This window comes from Microvirga calopogonii (genome assembly GCF_003347665.1).
GTDB classification, from domain to species: domain Bacteria; phylum Pseudomonadota; class Alphaproteobacteria; order Rhizobiales; family Beijerinckiaceae; genus Microvirga; species Microvirga calopogonii.
Genome location: NZ_QDGA01000038.1, coordinates 1 through 18373, shown reverse-complemented (window position 1 = coordinate 18373; position 18373 = coordinate 1). Strand labels below are relative to the sequence as shown.

17 protein-coding genes and 1 tRNA gene are annotated in these 18373 nt (G+C 63.6%); 10 read left to right on the top strand and 8 right to left on the bottom strand.

Annotated features, from left to right (window positions below; all coding sequences use genetic code 11):
* A complete protein-coding gene (gene hutI / locus DDF70_RS22030) occupies window positions 1-1203 on the bottom strand; it encodes an imidazolonepropionase (protein WP_114946962.1) in 1203 nt (400 codons plus the stop codon).
* 150 nt (window positions 1204-1353) lie between these two features.
* Between hutI and DDF70_RS22025 the strand changes: the two genes are divergently transcribed.
* Window positions 1354-2712, top strand: a complete 1359-nt coding sequence (locus tag DDF70_RS22025) for a formimidoylglutamate deiminase (protein WP_114946991.1) — start codon at window positions 1354-1356, stop codon at window positions 2710-2712.
* Between the two features lie 17 nt (window positions 2713-2729).
* Window positions 2730-3434, top strand: a complete 705-nt coding sequence (hutC, locus tag DDF70_RS22020) for a histidine utilization transcriptional repressor HutC (RefSeq protein ID WP_245435598.1) — start codon at window positions 2730-2732, stop codon at window positions 3432-3434.
* A gap of 114 nt (window positions 3435-3548) precedes the next feature.
* Here the strand turns inward: hutC and DDF70_RS22015 are convergent, their stop codons facing one another.
* Entirely contained in the window at window positions 3549-4709 is a 1161-nt protein-coding gene (locus tag DDF70_RS22015; protein ID WP_114946960.1) for a cystathionine gamma-synthase, read from the bottom strand.
* Window positions 4709-6082 (bottom strand): pyridoxal-phosphate dependent enzyme, encoded by a 1374-nt coding sequence (locus DDF70_RS22010; protein WP_114946959.1) that lies wholly within the window; start codon window positions 6080-6082, stop codon window positions 4709-4711. Before DDF70_RS22010 ends, DDF70_RS22015 begins: the two co-directional genes overlap by 1 nt.
* A gap of 374 nt (window positions 6083-6456) precedes the next feature.
* On the opposite strand from DDF70_RS22010, the gene msuE reads away from it, so the two are divergent.
* Window positions 6457-7041: an FMN reductase gene (gene msuE, locus DDF70_RS22005; protein WP_114946958.1), complete on the top strand. Its 585-nt coding sequence runs from the start codon at window positions 6457-6459 to the stop codon at window positions 7039-7041.
* A 38-nt stretch (window positions 7042-7079) separates the two neighbouring features.
* On the opposite strand, the gene DDF70_RS22000 is transcribed toward msuE, so the two are convergent.
* Window positions 7080-7385, bottom strand: a complete 306-nt coding sequence (locus DDF70_RS22000) for a hypothetical protein (RefSeq protein WP_114946957.1) — start codon at window positions 7383-7385, stop codon at window positions 7080-7082.
* 249 nt (window positions 7386-7634) lie between these two features.
* On the opposite strand from DDF70_RS22000, the gene galE reads away from it, so the two are divergent.
* The 6 genes from galE to tyrS all read left to right on the top strand — a co-directional run bounded on the left by galE (window position 7635) and on the right by tyrS (window position 15137).
* Entirely contained in the window at window positions 7635-8627 is a 993-nt protein-coding gene (galE, locus tag DDF70_RS21995; protein ID WP_114946956.1) for a UDP-glucose 4-epimerase GalE, read from the top strand.
* A gap of 103 nt (window positions 8628-8730) precedes the next feature.
* Entirely contained in the window at window positions 8731-9288 is a 558-nt protein-coding gene (locus DDF70_RS21990) for a DoxX family protein (RefSeq protein ID WP_114946955.1), read from the top strand.
* A gap of 151 nt (window positions 9289-9439) precedes the next feature.
* On the top strand, window positions 9440-10540 hold the full coding sequence (locus tag DDF70_RS21985) for an outer-membrane lipoprotein carrier protein LolA (RefSeq protein ID WP_114946954.1): 1101 nt from the start codon (window positions 9440-9442) through the stop codon (window positions 10538-10540).
* Between the two features lie 131 nt (window positions 10541-10671).
* Window positions 10672-11646, top strand: a complete 975-nt coding sequence (locus DDF70_RS21980) for a phosphoribosylaminoimidazolesuccinocarboxamide synthase (protein ID WP_170316106.1) — start codon at window positions 10672-10674, stop codon at window positions 11644-11646.
* 78 nt (window positions 11647-11724) lie between these two features.
* Window positions 11725-12678, top strand: coding sequence for a hypothetical protein (locus DDF70_RS36805; protein WP_162820568.1), 954 nt, complete (start codon window positions 11725-11727; stop codon window positions 12676-12678).
* A 1205-nt stretch (window positions 12679-13883) separates the two neighbouring features.
* Window positions 13884-15137, top strand: a complete 1254-nt coding sequence (gene tyrS, locus DDF70_RS21965; protein ID WP_114946953.1) for a tyrosine--tRNA ligase — start codon at window positions 13884-13886, stop codon at window positions 15135-15137.
* A gap of 26 nt (window positions 15138-15163) precedes the next feature.
* On the opposite strand, the gene DDF70_RS21960 is transcribed toward tyrS, so the two are convergent.
* The 4 genes from DDF70_RS21960 to DDF70_RS21945 all read right to left on the bottom strand — a co-directional run bounded on the left by DDF70_RS21960 (window position 15164) and on the right by DDF70_RS21945 (window position 17362).
* Window positions 15164-15249: transfer RNA gene (locus DDF70_RS21960), tRNA-Leu, on the bottom strand.
* 65 nt (window positions 15250-15314) lie between these two features.
* A complete protein-coding gene (locus tag DDF70_RS21955) occupies window positions 15315-16502 on the bottom strand; it encodes an FAD-dependent oxidoreductase (RefSeq protein ID WP_114946952.1) in 1188 nt (395 codons plus the stop codon).
* A gap of 133 nt (window positions 16503-16635) precedes the next feature.
* Window positions 16636-16899, bottom strand: a complete 264-nt coding sequence (locus DDF70_RS21950; protein WP_009489367.1) for a zinc-finger domain-containing protein — start codon at window positions 16897-16899, stop codon at window positions 16636-16638.
* A 199-nt stretch (window positions 16900-17098) separates the two neighbouring features.
* The gene (locus DDF70_RS21945) at window positions 17099-17362 is read right to left on the bottom strand and encodes a hypothetical protein (protein WP_114946951.1); all 264 of its coding nucleotides are present in this window, start codon (window positions 17360-17362) and stop codon (window positions 17099-17101) included.
* Window positions 17363-17906: 544 nt separating this feature from the next.
* Between DDF70_RS21945 and DDF70_RS21940 the strand changes: the two genes are divergently transcribed.
* Window positions 17907-18373 (top strand): helix-turn-helix domain-containing protein (locus DDF70_RS21940; protein ID WP_114946241.1); only part of this gene is annotated, 467 nt, incomplete at its 3' end.

Sequence of the window (18373 nt, the reverse complement as noted above, 5' to 3'; positions counted from 1 at the left end):
TCACTGTCCCCTCCAGACACGGGAGTGAAGCGGGTTGAAGCCGATGCGGTAGACGAGTTCCGCCGGGCGTTCGATGTCCCAAATCGCGAGATCGCAGGACTTGCCGGGCTCCAGCGTGCCGACCTCGCCGAGACGCCCCAGGGCCCGCGCGGCCTCGCGCGTGACGCCGGCGATGCATTCCTCGACCGTCATGCGGAACAGCGTCGCGCCCATGTTCATGGTGAGCAGGAGCGAAGTCAGCGGCGAAGTGCCGGGGTTGCAGTCGGTCGCCAGCGCCATGCGCGTGCCTGCGTTGCGGAAGGCGGCAACCGGAGGCACCTTCGTCTCGCGCAGCATGTAGAAGGCGCCCGGCAGCAGCACGGCGACGGTGCCAGCCTTTGCCATCGCGGCCGCGCCTTCCTCGTCCGTGTATTCCAGGTGATCGGCGGAGAGAGCGCCGTACTCGGCGGCGAGTTTTGCCCCGTGCAGGTTGGAAAGCTGGTCGGCATGAAGCTTGACGTTCAAGCCATGCGCCCTGGCGGCGTCGAACACACGCGCGGTCTGCTCGGGAGAAAAGGCGATGCCTTCGCAGAAGGCGTCGACTGCATCGGCCAGTCCTTCGCGGGCAAGTGCCGGCAGCATCTCGTGGCAGACCTTGTCGATGAAGGCATCCTTGTCGCCGTTCGCCTCGGGCGGGAGGGCATGGGCGCCTAGGAAGGTGGTGATGACGGAGACGGGGCGTTCCTTGGCGAGACGGCGCGCGGCGCGCAATGACCGGGCTTCGGTGTCCAGATCGAGTCCGTAACCCGACTTGATCTCGATGGTGGTGCAGCCCTCGGCGATGAGGTGATCGAGGCGGGGCAGGGCGCCCGCCACGAGCTCGTCTTCACTCGCTGCACGGGTCGCCTTCACGGTGGAGATGATGCCGCCACCGGCCCTCGCAATCTCCTCGTAGCTGGCGCCCTTCAGGCGCAGCTCGAACTCGTGCGCCCGGTCGCCGCCATAGACCAGATGAGTATGGCAATCGACGAGGCCGGGGGTGATCCATCGGCCCTCGCAGTCGATCCGCTCGACGGCGTCCCAAACGCCTGGAAGATCCTCCGCCGGTCCGGCGAAGGCAATCCGGCCACCTATGGCGGCAACGGCTCCGCTCTCGACGATCCCGAGATCGTCGCCGTTCAGCGTAGCAAGGCGAGCGTTGAACCAGACCCGATCGAAGCGCATGTTCCTGCTCCGGTGAGGTTGCGATAATGTCTATACATAATCGTGAAAGATCGGTATTGTCTAGACTTATTCGATCGGTTCAGATGATCAGGTGGCGGCATGGCTTTTTGGCGGCTGTCCTCCAGAGCCATCAACAGTGAAGGTGTCAGCATGCGCAGGCTCATTCTCGATCACGCTCTGCTACCGGATGGCTGGGCGGAGAATGTCGGGATTGACATCGAGAGCGGGGCGATTGTCGCCGTCCATCCGCATTCAGCTGCCGAGGGACGCGAGCGGATTGCCGGGATTGCGCTTCCCGGATTGCCGAACCTGCACAGTCACACCTTCCAGCGCGGCATGGCGGGACTTGCCGAAACGCGCGGTCCGGTCGGAGACAGCTTCTGGACCTGGCGGCAGGTGATGTACCGCTTCCTCGGCTCCCTCACGCCGGACGATGTGGAAGCCATCGCGGCTTTCGCCATGATGGAAATGCTCGAAGGCGGCTTCACTGCGCTCGCCGAATTCCATTACCTGCACCACGATGCTGGCGGCCGCACCTATGCCGACGTCGCGGAGCTTTCGGACCGAATCGTGGTCGCCGCGCGGGAAACCGGCATGGGTCTGACGCTTCTACCGGTCTTCTATGCGCAGGGGGGATTCGGTGGCGCTGCGCCGACGGAAGGGCAGCGGCGCTTCATCAATGACATCGAGAGCTACGCACGCCTTCTCGAAGGGGCGCGCAAGGTGGTGGCTGGTCTCGATGACGCGGTCATCGGAACCGCGCCGCACAGCCTGCGCGCCGTCACGCCCGAGAGCCTGCGCGACGTGATTGCGCTGGCAGGCGAAGGACCGATCCATATTCACATCGCCGAGCAGGTGAAGGAGGTCGAGGATTGCCTCGCATGGTCGGGGCAACGTCCGGTTTCCTGGCTGCTCGATCATGCGCCTGTGGATCAACGCTGGTGCCTGATCCACGCGACTCATCTCGATGCGCAGGAGGTCCAAGGTATCGCGATGAGCGGCGCCGTGGCGGGCTTGTGCCCGATCACGGAGGCCAATCTCGGCGACGGCATCTTCGAGGGGGCCGATTACCTTGCGGCGAAAGGTCGTTTCGGTGTCGGCTCCGATTCCAATATCGAGATTTCTGCACCCGCAGAACTCAAGCAATTCGAATACAGCCAGCGTCTCAAACACCGCGCCCGCAACGTCCTGGCCGAGCAGGAGGGGCAATCGACCGGACGCAGCCTCTACGACAAGGCCCTAGCGGGTGGCGCTCAAGCGCTCGGCCGCCGCATCGGTGCCATCGCGGCAGGTCATCGCGCCGATTTCGTGGTGCTTGATGCCAGCCATCCCGACCTCGCCTCTGTGTCGGGAGATCGTTGGATCGATTCTTATGTGTTCGTCGCGGGCAAGGCTGCCATCGATACAGTGTTCGTTGCAGGCAAGGCTGTGGTAGAAGGTGGCCGGCATGCGAACCGAGAGGCGATCCGCGCCCGCTATTCACGTGCCATGGCGCGCATCCTGTCCTGAGAGAAATGTCGTCCGGCATGAAACATCTGCACCAACGCATCCGCGACGATATCGAGGCCAAGATCATGTCCGGCGAGTGGCCGCCGGGCCACCGCATTCCCTACGAGCACGAGCTGATGGCCGAATACGGCTGTTCACGCATGACCGTGAACAAGGTGCTCTCGACGCTCGCGGCCAACGGCCTCATCACCCGTCGCCGCCGCGCCGGGACGGTGGTGGCGGAGCCGAGCAACCAGCAGGCCGTTCTGCAGATACAGGATTTTGCCCTGGAGGCGGTTCGCGCCGGCATCGACTACCACTTCAAGATCCTGCACCGTGGCGTCGAGCCCATCGACGCCGCCGCAGCGCAACGGATCGGGCTATCGGCAGGGACGAAGATGCTCTGCCTGTCCACACTTCACGTCATGGACAACATTCCACAGGCCTTTGAGCAGCGCCTGATCAACCTCGCCACGGTGCCCGAGGCCGGTGAGGAGCCATTCACGGATGATCCTCCGGGCACATGGCTCCTGCGGCGCGTGCCGTGGACGGATGCGGAGCACATCGTGCGCGCGGTCAATGCGGACAGCGCGATGGCAAAGCGGTTGCAGATCCAATCCGGATCGGCCTGCCTCGTTCTGGAACGCAGAACTTGGCAGGCGGGCGCCTTCGTGACCGAGGCGCGTATCACCTATCCTGGCGACCGGCATCAGCTCGTGGGACGCTTCTCGCCCGTTGCGTGACATGACCTGTCAATCTCCGATGACACCGATCCGGGTAGGCATCGCGCCTTTCCAAACGAGATCACCGGCACGAGGCCGGTGATGACGAGGAGATCGATTGCGTTTAAGTAATACTTACGCCAACGCCGAGCGCAGGTCGTCTATCAGATCGTCCGCATCCTCGATGCCGACCGACAGGCGCACCAGGCCGTCGTCGATGCCGAGTTCGGCCCGGACTTCCGCTGGCACGGAGGCATGGGTCATGATTGCCGGATGCTCGATCAGGCTCTCCACGCCGCCCAGGCTTTCCGCCAGCGTGAAGAGCTGGCAGCGCTCCAGGAAGCGTGTCGCGCCATCGAGACCACCCGCGATACGGGCCGTAATGATGCCGCCGAAGCCGCGCATCTGTCGCTTGGCCAATTCGTGCTGCGGGTGCGACGCAAGGCCCGGATAGATCACGCCGTTGACACCCGGATGGGATTCGAGGAATTGAGCGATCTTAAGCGCCGAGGTGCAGTGCCGTTCCATGCGCAGCGACAGGGTCTTGAGGCCGCGCAGCGCCAGGAAGCTGTCGAAGGGGCCGGAGACGGAGCCCACCGCGTTCTGCAGGAACGCGATCTTCTCGCGAACCTCCTGATTCTGGCCCACGATCACCACGCCGCCGACCATGTCGGAATGGCCGTTGAGGTATTTCGTCGTGGAATGCACCACGATGTCGAAGCCGAATTCGAGCGGACGCTGCACATAGGGACTGGCGAAGGTGTTGTCGGCCACAAGCCAGGTGCCGTGTCCGCGTGTTGCTGCGGCAATCGCTTCGAGATCGGCGAGCTTCAGGAGCGGATTGGTGGGAGTCTCAACCCAGACGAGTTTGGTGTTGGGGCGCAGAGCCGCCTTCACGGCGTCGGGGTTTCCGAGATCGACATAAGTGATGTCGAGCCCAGCCGATTTCCTGCGCACGCGCTCGAAGAGGCGACGCGTGCCGCCGTAGAGATCGTCGGAGGCGACGATGTGGGATCCGTGCTCCAGCATGTCGAGCACGGTGGCGCTCGCCGCAAGACCCGACGAGAAGGCGAAGGCCGCGGCGCCACCCTCGAGATCCGCGATGCAGCGCTCGAAGGCCATGCGGGTCGGGTTCTGCGAGCGGGCGTATTCGAAGCCCTTGTGAACGCCCGGGCTCTCCTGCGCGAAGGTCGAGGTGGCATAGATCGGCATCATCACCGCGCCCGTGGTGGGATCCGGCGATTGGCCCGCATGAATGCAGCGGGTGGCGAAATCGAGCTGGTTGCGGGCGATCATTATGGGTGGATCCGGTAGTAGTTGATGAGGTCGATGCGGGTGGCGAGACCGACGAAGGAATCGCCGTCCATGATCACCGGCACGAGGCCGGCGGCGAAGAGAGGCAGAAGCTCCTTGACGGGAGCATCGGCGGAAATCGTCTGAAGGCGCGTCACCATCACGTCGCGCACCGGCTTGTCGAAGACGCTTTGGGGAGCACCCTCGTTGGCCACGAGGGCGTCGAGAATATCGCTCTCGTCGACGAGTCCAACCACACGGCCATCCTCGATCACCGGCAATTGCGAGATGTCGGAGGAGCGCATGCGGGCGAAGGCGGAGCGCAGGGTCTCCTTGGGAGACACGAAGATCGTGGCACCTTCACCGAAGGGATTGATAACCACGTCGCGCGCGGTACCGGTCGTCTTGCGATCGAGCCAGCCCTCCTGCGCGATGAAGGCATCGTTGAACACCTTCGACAGGTACTTGGCGCCGGTATCGCAGACGAGGGTGACGACCCGCTTCGGCTCGGTCTGCTCGCGGCAATAGCGCAGGGCGGCTGCCAGAAGCGTGCCTGATGAGGAGCCGGCCAGGATGCCTTCCTTGCGAAGCAACTCGCGTGCTGCCGAGAAGCTTTCCTTGTCGCCGATCGAATACGCCTTCTTCACCAGGGAGAGATCGCAGTTCGGAGGCACGAAATCCTCACCGATTCCCTCGACGGCCCAGGATCCCGCCTCCGTCATCTCTCCCGTCTCGACCAGAGGGGCGAGGATCGAGCCCGCCGGATCGGCCAGCACCATCACGGTCTTGGGCGAGGCCTTCCTGAGATACCGCCCGATGCCGGTGAGGGTACCGCCCGAGCCGACGCCGACAACGACGGCATCGACGTCGCCGTCCATCCCCTCCAGGATCTCCGGGCCGGTGCTCGCCTCGTGGGCCGCCGGATTGGCCGGGTTCTCGAACTGGTTGATGTAGACCGCGCCGGGAGTCCTGCTTGTGATCGCCTGGGCGAGGTCCTGGTAATAATCGGGGTGGCCCTTGCCCACATCGGACCGGGTGATGACGACTTCGGCCCCCAGGGCCTTGGCATGAAGAACCTTTTCCCGGGACATCTTGTCCGGCACCACGAGGAGGGTGCGATACCCCTTGCTGGCGCCGACGAGGGCCAGTCCGACACCGGTATTGCCCGCCGTTGCCTCGACGATGGTGCCGCCCGGCTTCAGGCGCCCGTCGGCTTCAGCCGCCTCGATCATCGCGCGGGCGGGACGATCCTTGATAGAGCCGCTCGGATTGGCGCTCTCAAGCTTGAGGAAGAGCTTGCATGGACCGGTGTCCAGACTCGTCACCTCGACGAGGGGAGTTTTGCCGATCAGGTCAAGGGCACCATGGGCAGCCATTTTGCATCTTTCTGATGTAGAATAGATTATTTGTTTCTTTTCTGATGTGAAACTGGGTAGTCCTTACCGAGCCTTCGATGGATTGTCACCTGCCGTTCTCACCCTCAACGGCTATCTAATACCTTTAGTCCCAGGGATTTCGCGTTTCAGATTTCCGCGACGTGCCGTAAGCGCTTCCGACAACCAAAATCTCCTGGCGGCGCCTGAAAGAGAAAATCCTTCTTTTCTGTTCTTTTAAAAGAACAACCCAATTGACAGAGCGGATTCAGCGGCAGAACCTTCCGGGAATTCCGTGGCAGGAGCAGGTCGGTGAAGAATGGTCCCACCCGTCGCCGTAATGAAGCCTTGCCCCATCGCATCAGAAAGGGTTCTCCATGGCGCTACCAAGGATTGTCGGCATCGCCGGCAGCTTTCGCCGCCCCTCCAAGACACGATCTCTCGTCGAAACCATCGGGGCCGAGGTCGGGCGATTGACCCCGGTCGATTTCATCGTACACGATCTGGTGGAAATCGGGGCCGGTCTCGGCGGCGCATACTCGCGCACGCAATTGTCGCCGGAGGCTGCGCGCGTCCTCAGAGACATCGAGACCGCCGATGCCCTGATCGTGGGAACGCCGGTCTTCAAGGGGTCCTATACGGGCCTCTTCAAGCACCTCTTCGACCTCGTCGAGCCCGATGCCCTGAGGGACGTGCCTGTGCTGCTGACCGCCACGGGCGGGGGCTTACGCCACGCGCTTGTGGTCGAGCATTACCTGCGCCCGCTGTTCGGCTTCTTCGAGGCGCTCACGATCCCGACCGCCGTCTATGCGAGCGAGAGCAACTTCATCGACGGTACGCTCGTGGATGTCGCCGTGCGGGAACGCGCCTCAGCGGCTGCCGCGCAACTCTCGGCCGTTCTGGGCCAGCGCGTCGCGCAGACCCGTAGCCGTGAACCGGTGCGGCTCGCGGCCGTGCGCTGATACCGATTCGAAGGGGGATGACGCGCCTCGATCTCCCGTCACTTGATGAGATCGAAAAGCGGGCCCGAGCACTGCGCGACGAGAATCAGCAGAAGTATGCCGATGAACCAGAGCCAGGAGCCGCGCCGCTGCGGCTGGGCTGCGGTCGGCTGGGGCGCGGAAGGGCGTATGACGGGGACCGGAGGAGCCGGCAGTCGCTCAATCAGTTCGGCCGAAGTGGCGGTGACATTGCCGCCCATGCCGATGAACCTGAAACTTACGGGAATGCCCCCGACGAACTCGACCTCGGCAGGCTGGACTCTGGAATCATAGCTGACCCACCAATATTCCCAACGATCATCCATCCTGCACTCTTTCATTAACAAATCGCCGGAGCATCAGGCCCAAAGGGGGAAGCTACCTTTGGGCCTGATGCTCGCTTTTCCTGTCTGACGCATCATTCGGACCGGCGCAAAGGTCGCGTCAGCGGGAAGCCCGATACACTTTTCCGCGCGATGCCCTAGCCTTCCTGTCATCGGGATCATCTCGATCTAGAAACTTTAAACAAATATCGCCAGCATGTGGACATTCGAGCTGGGCTTCCAGGAGATTTCATGAACGTTCTCGTCACAGGCGGAGCAGGATATATCGGTGGCCATATGGTCCTCGCGCTGCTCGATGCGGGCCATAATCCAATCGTGTTCGACAATCTGTCGACGGGGTTCCGCTGGTCGGTGCCGGAAGGGGTGCCCCTTGTCGTCGGCGACGTGGGCGATTTCGAGCTCGTCCTTCGTACGCTCCAACAGCATCGGGTCGATGCCATCGCCCATTTCGCAGCCAAGCTCATCGTGCCGGAATCCGTCTCCGACCCGTTGGGATATTATCTGAACAACACCGTTAAAAGCCGGTCCCTGATGGCGGCAGCCGTTGCCGCCGGCGTCAAGAAATTCGTGTTCTCGTCGACAGCGGCTGTTTACGGCGACACCTCCGACAAGCCCATTGACGAGAATGCCCCCTTGGGGCCCCTGTCACCCTACGGCAGTTCGAAGCAATTGACGGAGATCATGCTGCGCGACGTCGCGGCCGCCCATGATATGCGCTACGTGGTCCTGCGCTATTTCAACGTCGCGGGAGCCGATCCGTTGATGCGCCACGGCCAATCGACGGCGAATGCCACTCATCTGATCAAGGTGGCCGTACAGACGGCGCTCGGCATGCGCTCCCACATGGAGGTCTACGGCACGGATTACCCCACGCCGGACGGCACCTGCATTCGCGACTACATCCATGTAAGCGACCTGATCGCGGCCCATTTGCAGGCGCTGACCCATCTCGATGGGGGCGGCGAGAGCCTCGTCATGAACTGCGGATATGGGCACGGCTATTCCGTGTCCGAGGTGATCGAGACCGTCCGGAAGGTGTCCGGCAAGCCGGTCGAGGCGCGGATCGGACCGCGGCGCGCGGGCGATCCCGTGCGCATCGTGGCCGATTCGACCCGCATCCGATCAAGACTCGGCTGGGAACCTCGCCATGACGACCTCGCCACGATCGTGGATCACTCGTTGCGTTGGGAGAGTATGCTGCGGGAGCGGAACCTGAAGCTCTGAAGTCCGGTGAATTGCCGGTTCCCGATAAGGGCGGGTTAAGAACCTCTGCCTCAAATGCTCATCTGGCGTCCGGACGATTCCCGGCGCCAGAGGAATTGGCGAGATGGAGGACAAAGGCATGGGCGAGGGCAGGGGAGCGGGCATCAATGGAATTCTGCTGCTGAACCGCCTGCTGCTGGCGGGCTGCTTCCTGCCGGTCGCCATTGGGCGTCTGTCGAACATTTCCGGGCTTGCCGCCGCGCTGACTCTTAAGGGCATGCCCTATGGAGATGTGGTGGCGACCCTGATCGTTCTGGCCGAGGTCTTCGGGCCTCTGGCCCTCATTTTCGGTTTCGCGCCGCGCCTGAGCGCCTCCGTCCTCATCGCCGCCCTGGTGGTGACGACGGGGACCATGCATCGCTTCTGGGATTATGGCGGGTTGAACCGTCAGGCAGAGCAGGCGATATTCCTGTCCCATCTAGGCGTTCTTGCTGGTCTCCTCTTTTATGGGCTGATGGGCCCCGGCGCTTGGAGCTGGCAGGGGTGGTGGAGAGGGCTGAACGGCAAGGCAAAGCCTGCCAAGGGCAAGAAGAAGCAGCCGTCCCGCCCGCGGACGCCCAAGCCCCGGCCGGCGCCCGCCCGTCCCGTAGCGGACGAGGACGAGCTGGCGGACGCCGCTTAATGGAACCAGAATGGACCCCCGCTCTGGACACGACTCGCTTTTGCCTGCAAGGCTCCTGCCTTCATTCAGCCTCTTATCCCGGCCATAAAGCATTGCTGCATCGTGCTTTTGCGCACGTGCATCGGTGATTTTTCAGGTTAGCTCTGGCGTCATGCTCCATTCGTCCTCGCGTTGCATTCTCGGTCTGGCTGTCGTCCTTGCGTGCCTGTCTCCCGCTGCTGCCCAACAGGCATCGGATCCGCTGACCCGCTTTCTCGACGGCGTCTTCAAGAAGCCGGCGGCTCCGGTGGAGACTGCGCCCCAACCGACTGCCCCCCAGGCTGCTCCCACTCCTCCGGCGCCTGCCGCTTCGCGCCCTCAGGCGCAGCCGCAAACGCGCCCGCAGCCTTCCTCTAAGCCGAGCGCGACAGCTCAAAAGCCTCAGGCCCAGCCTCAAAAAGCCGCAAAACCACAGCCGCAGGCTGCTCCCCAGACGGCGGCGAAGCCCGAGGTGAAGCCTGCACCAGCTCCCGCAAAGGTGGAAGCGAAGCCCGCCGCCCCGGAACCTCAGAAGCCTGCTCCCGAAACGCCCGTGCAAGCGGCGGCCGAACCGCCCAAGCCTGCCGCGCCGCCTCCGGCCAAGGTGGCGGAGCCGCCCAAGCCGGCCCGTGCCACTCCGGCCCAGCCTGCGGCGCCCGCTCCGACCTCGGTGGCCGCGCCCTCCTCATCCCCGACGCCGACATCGCCTCCGGGCCCGCGCACGCCCGAGGAGGCCCTCGACCGGGTCAATGCCTACTTCAACAGCATCGACGTGATGTCGGCCTATTTCGTTCAGAAGAATCCGAACGGCCAGCAGGCCGAAGGCACGCTCTCCATGCGGCGCCCCGGCCAGTTCCACTTCGCCTATTCCCCTCCGAGCACCCTCGAGGTGATCTCGGACGGGCGCAACGTGGCGATCCGCGACAAGAAGCTCGGCACGAACGATGTCTATCCCGTCAGCCAGACGCCCCTGAAGTTCCTGGTCCAGGACAACATCGACCTGTCGCGGGACACCAAGGTTCGTGACGTGCAGGTCGGGCGCGACGGCATGGTCACGGTTCGGTTCGACGACAACGCGACCCTCGGCGGCACCTCCAAGATCACCCTGCGCTTCGACAGCCGAGCCAATGCCCTGAAGCAGTGGACCATCATCGATGCCCAGGGCTACGAGACCTCCGTGACCCTGTCAGGCCTCAATGCAACCTATCGCCGGGACGCCAAGGCTGGTCAGTAAGGCGCTGGCTGGCCGTCTTCGTGGAAAGAGCCGCTTTTTGCCGGTTTTGATCTAGCATGACGTGGATTTCGGTTTAGAACTCCGCGCAACCGCGACTGGAGCGCGGCATCCGAAATTCTTGGCAGGTGAGCATGGTGGATAAAGCAGCCCTTGGTGCCTATGCCGGTTACGTCCTCGAGGACGCGACCATCCCGGAACTGCCAAACCATTATCGCGGCAAGGTGCGCGACAATTACGACCTACCGGACGGACGGCGCATCATCATCGCGTCGGACCGCATCAGCGCTTTCGATCGCAACCTCGCGGCCATTCCCTTGAAGGGTCAGGTGCTGACGCAGACCGCCAAATTCTGGTTCGAAGCGACGGCGGATATCTGCCCTAACCACGTGATCGAATATCCAGATCCGAACGTGCTGGTCGGCCGCAGGCTCACCATCCTGCCTGTCGAGATCGTGGTTCGGGACTATCTCGCCGGCACGACGGGAACCTCGATCCTCTCCCTCTACAAGGCCGGAGAGCGCGAGATGTACGGCATCCGCCTGCCCGACGGCATGCGCGACAACGAGAAGCTGCCGCAGACCATCATCACACCCACCACCAAGGCGTTCGACGGTGGGCACGACGAGCCCCTGACCGCGCAGGAGATCGTCGAGCGCGGCCTTCTTACGGCAGAGCAGTGGCAGACGGTTTGCGATTACGCTTTCGCGCTCTTCGCGAAGGGCAGGGAAATGGCCCGCGAGCGCGGCCTCATTCTCGTCGATACCAAGTATGAGTTCGGCATCGACAAGACCGGAAGGATTATGATCGCCGACGAGATCCACACGCCTGACAGCAGCCGCTACTGGTTCCTGGACAGCTACCAGAGCCGCTTCGAGGCCGGCGAGCGGCCGGAGAGCTTCGACAAGGATTTTATCCGCACCTGGGTTGTCGCCCGCTGCGATCCTTACAAGGACGAAATCCCTGAGATCCCGCAGGACGTGGTGCTGGAGACCTCGCGCGTCTACATCGATGCCTTCGAACGCATCACCGGCCAAACCTTCGCTTTGCCGCCGAGAGACGTTCCGGTGCTGGAGCGGGTGCGCAAGAGCTTGAAGGCTTATTTCTGATAGCCCGACGTCAGTCCATGACGGTTTGATCGGGATATCGAACCAGGAACGAAAAGGGGCGCGGAAGCGCCCCTTTTGATGTTGAACCGGATCGGGTCAGCGCTTGCCACCGCCTTGACCTCCACCGCCGTTTCCGCCGCGCTCGCCCCCGCCCTGACCGCCGCCGTTATTATTGCCGCGATCGCCGCCCTGGCCGCCGCTGCTTCCGCCGCCGGTATTTCCACCGCGATCGCCGCCTTGGCTGCCGCTGCTGTTTCCGCCACGGTCACCGCCGTCGCGGCCACCGCGTCCACCGTCTCGGTCACCACCTTTCCCGCCGCCATTGGATCCCTTGTCGCTATCGGATCCCTTACCGTCGGAGTCCTTGCCGCTGGAATCCTTGCCGCCGTTGCGATCGCCACCGTCGCGACCTTTGCCGCCGCGGCCACCATGATCGTCACGATCCGGCTTGCCACCATGGTCTCCAGACCAGCCGCCTTCGTGTCCACCGCGACCGCCGCCATCGTTTCCTCTGCCGCCGTTACGATCACCGCCGTCGTGACCTTTGCCGCCGCGACCGCCGCCATGACCATCGCGATCGGGTTTTCCGCCGTGATCGCTGGACCATCCACCGCCGTGATGCCCGTCGCGGTCGTCGCCGGGCCCTTTGCCGCCGTGGTCTCTACCTCCGTGATCCCTGCCGTCGTGGTCTTTGTCGCCATGATGATCGCCGTCACGGCCTTTTCCACCGCGACCGCCACCATGATGGTCCCGATCCGGCTTACCACCGTGATCACCCGACCACCCGCCGCCGTGATGGCCATCCTTGCCGCCATGGTGACCGCCTCCCTGGTGACCACCGCCATGGTGTCCCCCACCAGGATTCCCGCCACCAGGATTCGTGCCGCCACCGGGATTTGTCCCGCCACCCGGGTTCGTGCCTCCGCCCGGATTGGTACCGCCGCCTGGCTCGGTGCCGCCACCCGGGTTCGTGCCGCCACCGGGATTGGTCCCTCCGCCCGGATTGGTTGTGCCGCTACCCTGGTCTGGTGATGTTCCCCCGCCTGCGCTGGGGCCCGTGCCGCTGGCGGGACTGGAACCGCTGCCGGACGATTGGCCGCCTCCACTGCTCTGCGGCGGGTTGTTGCCGCCCCCTGATCCGCCTCCCGAGGATCCGCCTCCCGCGGCCGGCGGATTGCTCGGACCGCCGGTGGTCGGACCGGATGGCGACGACCCGGCGAGGCTGGCGCTTGCCTGTGGGCTTTCACCTCTGTCGCGGTAGGTGTTGATGAAGTCGGGCGCGAATTGCGCGCTTGGAGCTGTCGGGCATTCCCATACTTGGCGCGGTCCAAGCAGGCCGCGGATCGTGACGGGCCGGCAGTATTGTCGGAACGAGGCATCAACGTTTTCAGTATAGACTGGCGCGGCCGCGCTCCGGTTCGTCGCGGGCCTCACGGATCTTGCGTTCGAAGCTTCTGCTCGCCTTGCGTCTCCAGTTACTGACTGCCGCGCTGCCGAAGAAGTGTACGCTTCATAGGAAGTAATACGCTTAGTATTTCGGGTTGGTTGATCGGAAGCGAATGCGCTTGTAGAGGATAATAGGGCGAGAATTCCAACGCAAAGGCGAACTGACATGGATGCTCCTGCTCACTGAAGTATTTTTCAGAACACATTCTTGAGCAGATAACATCTTCATCATAGGATCAGTTCGGATATGTCTTCTTTCTATCCGGGGCTAATACCTTGGTGGATGGATATATACGCTGGGATAAAGGGATAAGATTATAATTGTATTGTTCAACTGTTGGGTAGAGAACGGCGCTGATGGATTAGCGCGGCTGGACAGCGCGAATTACTCCCTATGGATGGGATAAAACTCCGATCGTGCCCGTCCCCCTGCCTGCGGAATTCCCGCTACAGCATCGGACCCGACAATGGATTTGCACCTTTGGGATCCCATCCGTCGCTCCGCTCCTCGGACAGCGCATCATTCTTGCGACAAACCGGTCCACTTTTCCGCACGATGCGCGATCGGTCCGATGCCATGCGAAGGCGGATTGACGATCCTGGCCCGTACTCATAAGATCGTGCCCATGATCACCGGTCGCACAACTTTCACGAATTATTTTACGCCGTCCCCATAGGGCGGCTCCGTTCGGTTGCGACCAGACGTTCGATGCCGCCGCTCTCCGGCGGCATCTTCATTTGATGATCAGGTCTCCGGGCAGCGGCTCCCGCCAGTCCCAAGGAGACATGACATGAGCACTCCGAAATCTGACTTCCTGAAGATTCTTGCCGAACGCGGCTTCATTCACCAATGCACGGATTTGAGCGGCCTCGATGCGCGGCTCTCGGACGCCTCCGTCCCGGCCTACATCGGTTTCGACGCCACTGCCGACAGCCTGCATGTCGGCAGCCTCGTGCAGATCATGACCCTGCGCTGGCTCCAGAAGTGCGGTCACAAGCCCGTCGTGCTCATCGGCGGCGGCACCACGCAGATCGGAGATCCGAGCTTCCGCGATTCGAGCCGGCCTCTGCTCGACGATGAGCAGATCGCCAGGAACGCATCGGGACTCAAGCAGGTATTCTCCCGCTACCTCGCCTTCGGCGACGGGCCGACCGACGCAGTTATGGTGGACAATGCCGTTTGGCTCGACCCGCTGCGGTACCTGCCGTTCCTGCGCGATTTCGGAACTCATTTCACGATCAACCGGATGCTGAGCTTCGACAGCGTGCGCCAGCGGCTGGAACGCGAGCAGCCGCTGACGCTGCTCGAGTTCAACTACATGGTCCTCCAGGCGTTCGATTTTCTGGAGCTGTCGCGCCATCACGGCTGCGTGCTGCAGATGGGCGGATCCGATCAATGGGGCAACATCGTCAATGGCATCGAACTCGCGCGCCGGATCGACCGGCGCCAGCTCTTCGGGCTGACGACACCGCTGCTCACCACATCCGCCGGCGCCAAGATGGGCAAGACGGCGAGCGGCGCGGTGTGGCTCAACGCCGAGAAGCTGAGTGCTTACGAATTCTGGCAGTTCTGGCGCAACACCGAGGATGACGATGTCGCGCGCTTCCTGCGCCTGTTCACGGAATTGCCGCTCGACGAGGTCCATCGCCTCGGCCAGCTGAAAGGCTCCGAGATCAACGAGGCGAAACACATTCTCGCCCATGAGGCCACCCGTCTCGCGCATGGCGAGGAAGCCGCGAGCAAGGCTGCCGACATCGCGCGACGGACCTTCGAGGAGGGGGAGAATGCATCCGGTCTTCCGACTTTCGGTCTCTCATTGGCGGACCTCGATGCCGGCGTTACCGTTGCGCAGCTTCTTGTGCTCGCGGGCTTCTCAAGCTCCAAGAGCGAGGCGCGCCGTCTGGTGCTCAACAGCGGAGCACGGCTCAACGGCAATGTGGTTCAGGACGCGGATGCGCGCATCGGTGCAGGCGATCTCGCCGCCGGCGCCTTGAAGCTGACGGCCGGCAAGAAACGGCATGTGCTCGTTCAGGTGAATGATTGAGGAAGCCGAGAAAGACCCGGTCGGTTTGGTGCGGACGGCGGGGGTCGAACCCGCACGGGCAGTGCCCGAGGGATTTTAAGTCCCTTGCGTCTACCGGTTTCGCCACGTCCGCATCGCAATGAGGGTTATCGGGCCGGAGGGCGGAGTGCAAGGGCCAAGACTTCGCCTCTCCCGGCATTACTCAGGGACACGGAAGCCGTAGAGCCAGTCGTAACGCCGGGTCATGCCCTCGGGTCCGAGATGGCGCATGACCTGATTGCGCCCGAAGCCGATGAGGCCGCCCGCATGATAGATGCGACCGTTCCTGCGGGCCTCGTTCTGCACCCGGCGTGCTCGTGGAAGACGTTGCGTCTCGTAGCTGGACAGGGCCCGGGCGATGTCCGGTCCGTCCCGGCCCAGGAGGGCGGCGAGGGTGGCGGCTTCTTCTATGGCAAGGGCCGCGCCCTGCGCCAGGAAGGGGAGAACGGGATGGGCGGCGTCGCCGAGAAGGGCGATCCGGCCCTTGGCGAGACGCTCGGCTGGATGATCGAACAGGGACCAGCGCAGCCATTCCCGAGGCTGCGACAGGAGATTGCGCAGGGCAGGGGCGGCCGACGCGTAGTGTCCGAGAAGTTCGTCCCGGTCGCCCGGCGCGGCCCAGCCTTCCACGGGGGCAGGGCTCCTCTGGATCGCCACCACGTTGACGAGCCTGCCGCCGGCGATCGGGTAATGCACCACATGGCCCCGCGTGCCGAGCCAGAGGCCGGTCTCGTCGCCGGCGAGTTCGGCCGGCGCCAAGGCGCGCTCGAAGGTGGCGCGCCAGGCGATGGTGCCGCGAAAAGCCGGTGGCGTCCCGTCGCCCAGGGCCTGCCGGACCTTCGACCAGATGCCGTCGGCCCCGATGATCAGGTCGGCCTCGATGCTCTCCCGCGCACCGCCGGCGGAAGTCCAGGTCAGGCCCGCGCGACCGGGCCCGTCCGTCACCTCGTCGACTGTCCGGCCCATGACGAGCCGGATCGCCGGTTCGGAGCGCACGGCGTCGAGGAGAATCGTCTGGAGGTCGGCCCGGTGCACGACCCAATAGGGCGCCTCGAACCGCTCGCGCATGAAGGCTCCGAGGGCGACTTGCCCGATGGGCTTGCCCGAGCGGATGGCGCGCACGACGACCCTTCGGGGCTCCGTCACGACCCGGCGCAGGGCGGCGCCGAGCCCGAGACCGAGCAGGATCCGGCTCGCATTGGGCGAAAGCTGGAGCCCGGCGCCGACTTCGCTGAATCCGGTCCGGCGCTCGACGAGGGTCACCGCATGGCCCTGCCGGGCCAGCGCCAGGGCCGCCGTGAGACCGCCGATGCCGGCGCCGATGATGGCGATGGAGAGTTTCTGCACTAGAGCCTCGGACCCGAAAGTGGCTTCCACTTTCGGGATTGATCCGATGCACCTTTTCTTAAGCAGCGCATCGTTGGGGACGGAAAACCGGGGCCACTTTTCGCTGCGCGGCCCGCTGGGTCCGCACGATGCGTTAGCGCGAGGCGGGATCGGTCGCGAAGTCGGGCTCCCAGACGCACTCGGCCGGGCGGGCCTCGTCGGCCTTCAGGCTGGGGTCGTACTTGAACAGCGTCGAGCAATAGGAGCAGACGGTCTCGCTGTCATAGCCCATGTCGATGAAGATATGGGGGTGATCGAAGGGAGGCGTCGCGCCGATGCACATGAACTCCTTCGAGCCCACGTGAATGACGGGAACGCCCGGATCGTTGTGGAAGTGGGGTGTGCCTTTGTCAGCCATTGCCGTTGCTCTAACCCGTGAAATTTGCGCGCACCATAATGGCCGAATGGCCATGCGCCTAGAGGATCGTGCAAAAAAGTGGACCCGGTTTTTGGCCCAGGACGATGCACTGATCGGAGACAAAGCATCGGATCGGACCCGAAAGCGCAAATCCACTGTTGAGTCCGATGCTCGAGTGCCTTTTTCCGGAGGGAAGGGATCACCGCCGCCGCTCCTCCGCCTGGATCGATCGGTACCGGTCGTGCCAGTACTCCCGGTATTCCTGCATCTGCTCACCCACGCCTTTCATGAAGGCCTGGCGGTCATCCAGATAGCAGGGCGGCCCGTAGCCGCCTTGGCACGAGCCCCTGCGCCGGCAGCGGCTCCTGCGGCAGGTGACCGGCATCTGCAGCACGTCGGCGAGGCGGCGCAGAGTATCGTCGCAATCGGGCAGGTCGGACAGGATGGGGTGAAAGCGTGTCATGGAATGATCTTTCGGCAATCGGACGGGAGATGAAACAGGGACAGGGCATGCGCCCTCGTCTCCGGGCTGCGAGAGCCCGGAGGTCGAAGGCAATCGAGGGTGGCGCGATGGGCAGCCCGGCTCGATGTCTAATGATGGTTGTGAGAGCCGAACTGCTCGTCACGCACGGTTCTTTTAGGCGTTTAGACTTGGCAGCCCGCAGGCACCAAGGGCCTCCTGTCAGGCGGCTGCGTATACCGTCTGGCAGGACCGTGCCTGCTCCCACAACTTGCGACGCCTCGCGAAGCACGCCCCTCGTCGGATCAGGCTGTGCAATGATATAGCCAAGGTTGCGCCATCTGTCAAGAACAAAGTGAGAACATTGTGTCAGCTGCTCGTCCATTGGATCTAATGTTTTTGGGTTGCAAATTATACCTATGGTAGTAATTTTGTCTGGGGGCCTACCATGGTAACACGCAAGATTTCGCTCAACTCGCTACTAGTGGGTCGTCTGCCGTCGGATATGGTATAGTGGCATGGTGATCCTCGTGTTGCGAGGTGCCCCATGTCGCGCCACCAGAAAGATCCACTACGCCCGCTCACCGTAGACGAGCGCAAAGAACTCACCCGCCTGAGCCGCTCCCAGAGTACCCCTGCCGCTGAAGTCGACCGTGCCCGTGCCCTGCTGGCGATTGCCGAAGGCGCCAGCTACACCGCCGCCGCCCATCTCGTCGGGCGCGGCCACAACGAGACCATCTCGGCCTGGGTCAGTCGCTTCAACCGCGAGGGCCTGGCCGCCGTGCGCCCGCACCACGGTGGCGGGCCACGGATCCGCTATGGGGCTCACGCGCAGCAGCGCATCCTGGCCGAATGGGCGCGAGCGCCGCAGCGCGAGCAGGACGGCACCGCGACCTGGTCGCTGAGCCTGCTGCAGAAGGCCTTGCGCCAAGCCCCGGACGGCCTGCCGCAGGTGAGCCGGTTCACCATCGCGCGCACCCTGCACGAGGCGGGCCTGAGCTGGCAGAAGAGCCG